This window comes from Gluconobacter vitians, assembly GCF_015244565.1.
Taxonomy (GTDB): domain Bacteria; phylum Pseudomonadota; class Alphaproteobacteria; order Acetobacterales; family Acetobacteraceae; genus Gluconobacter; species Gluconobacter vitians.
The window spans coordinates 1-2275 of the sequence record NZ_JABCQG010000063.1 but is presented as its reverse complement, the minus strand read 5'-3'; the positions used below and the strand labels follow the sequence as shown (position 1 = coordinate 2275).

Sequence of the window (2275 nt, the reverse complement as noted above, 5' to 3'; positions counted from 1 at the left end):
TAACCCCGGACCAGAGGGCCAACAGCAACGCCGTCAGAATGGCGGCATAACAATAACCGGGTATAGCTTATTCAAATCCAAAAACTGTCCGAACAGACGGGACCACCTCTAACAGGCCCTAGAGTCATAAGCGATGCCTACTTAAGAGATGGCGAACAGCTTCGTTCGATTGCAACCTCCCGAACATGGCAGCTGTTGGATGGTGGCAACCTTCCAAGCCGAGGTTCCGTTTCCGGCCTAAATTCAGCCGCGAAAACTCGGATGCTTATGTCCGCTATGTGTGAATCTGTTTATCGGCACGTATGTTCGAGATGAGGGCGACTGCCGCCTGTCGGCTTAAATCTTGGAGCAGACAGACGGATTTGGGGGGAGAGCGGTCTGTCTGGTTTCGGGATCTGAGTATCGATAGCCGACATCGCATGATCATAGACCGAGGTCAGGTTCTCCTATGTTCCTGAACCTTGGGATCGTTTTCGAAAGCACGCAAAACAGCCTCCCAGAATGCGCGATACGTGAGATATCTGCCTTTGAATGTCGCCTCGGTATCATCAGCGGTGACATCGATTGAGAGTAAGATCCATGTGTGGGTAATTTGGCCGATCTGCTCGTCGGTAAAGGACAAGAGCCTCTGTAATTCCTTGATCGCCTCCAGATTGAACTGGAGGCCGTGGCAGGACGCCCCCTCTTGAATGGCCTCATCCAGCGTGTCGCCATACATATCGGCGTCTTCGCCTAGAGGCCCGGATCCTAAACTGGATAATCTCGGGAAAGCTTCCCGGATATCACTGTGCGTGAAGTTTGACGGTGAAAACATGATAGACCATTCCATTATGTTCGGTGTTCTTGATCCTGACCTCAGCTCGCCGCGCCTCCCGTTGCACTCGATCCGCTTGATGAATGACGACCGTTCCTCGTCCCGAAATATTACTTGCGATGTCGATCTGCTCCCCGGGGCCAGCGGTCTTGAGCCACTCATCAATCTGGCGCGCATTGTCTTGCAAGACTCGATGGATCGTTTGCTCCGCCTCGTGCTTCGACGTGAAGAAGGATACGACGGGTCGGCGCTCCTTGTTAAGCCGGCGTTCGACATACTCCTTCGTCGGATTGACATGCTTGGAAAGTACATGGCCGCCTGCCTTACGATTATGGGGCGGCGCCTCATGATGGTCGAGGTCCAGACTGTCTCGCCTATGAGGTAGCCGGCTCAGGTTCTGGTTAGCCGGCCGCCCGAACTCCGGAGCAGGCTGATGAAAATGCTCCGGAAAGATGTCGCCATGATCGAAGGTGAGGTAACGCACATCCGCCGATGCGACCCGGATCGCCCGCGTCGCGGCAAACTCCCCGACCATGTGAAGCATGCTCGCAGGGACGATTGCATCGGCGGTCGCCCCCACCACATCGACCACGATCGGTGAGGCATGGGCCATCAGGGCGGCGGCCCGGGCGGCCCGCTCGGTCATCGTCGGCGTCGCCCGACCCGTGGTCCAGGCGCGGTTTCCCGCTTCGATAGTGTCCACTCCATGGGCGATCAACGCCGCTCCGCCGATTTTGCTGAAGATCGGGTCCGGGTCGGCGAACAGGGCAGCGCCCGTAGCCACCTCCGCCGCCCCAAAGCCGGTTCGCGCGAGCCCGTCGAGACGGATTACCGTTTCCTGACTGGGGAGATGTTGCCTGACGACGTCGAGCAGGTGATGGGCGCTCATGACGAAGGTCAGGGCGGGATGCTGATCCGTATCGGGCATGGAATGTCCTGTGATGCGGACACAAAAAAAGCCCGCCGGTAAGGGCGGGCTTGGCGTGTCGCGTGTACGGTCGGCGCCCGATATGGGCATCGACATCAAGCAATCATTAGATGTGCGGGAAGTGACGGAGGGAACAGTTCACTTCCGATCTAGCTGCATCAGTAGCAGAACGCGTGCGATTTGAGCAGCCAACGAACGTGCCGCCGAATCAGGGTTGGTTTGATGTCAGCTTTGTAGTCAGGCCAACGACACGCCAAATGTCCGAAAAGAGGCGGTAGCTGCCTGCCGGATCCCATATCGTACATCAGACGGGCTATTTAGGGGCGGTTCAATCAGGGAAAAATAGGAGCACCTCATTATTGCGGAAAGATGCCCCAAGATAGTTCCAATCAGGTTTCCTTGGCTTCAGATTTAATTTCAGGCTAGGTCACGTTGACAAAAGACCTGATCCAAAGCCTTACGGCGGCGAGGTTGAGGAAGCTCATGAAGGACAATGCTGTTTTGTCGTAGCGGGTTGCGATGCGGCGCATCTG

At 56.4% G+C, this 2275-nt stretch carries 2 protein-coding genes; both read right to left on the bottom strand.

All coding sequences use genetic code 11. From position 1 onward, the window contains the following. Window positions 1–436: 436 nt before the first annotated feature. Window positions 437–718: a hypothetical protein gene (locus HKD24_RS14990; protein WP_194260955.1), complete on the bottom strand. Its 282-nt coding sequence runs from the start codon at window positions 716–718 to the stop codon at window positions 437–439. A 64-nt stretch (window positions 719–782) separates the two neighbouring features. Beyond that, window positions 783–1742 carry an RNase A-like domain-containing protein gene (locus HKD24_RS14985; protein WP_194260954.1) on the bottom strand — a complete coding sequence of 320 codons (960 nt, stop codon included), beginning with the start codon at window positions 1740–1742 and terminating at the stop codon, window positions 783–785. Between the last annotated feature and the right edge of the window lie 533 nt (window positions 1743–2275).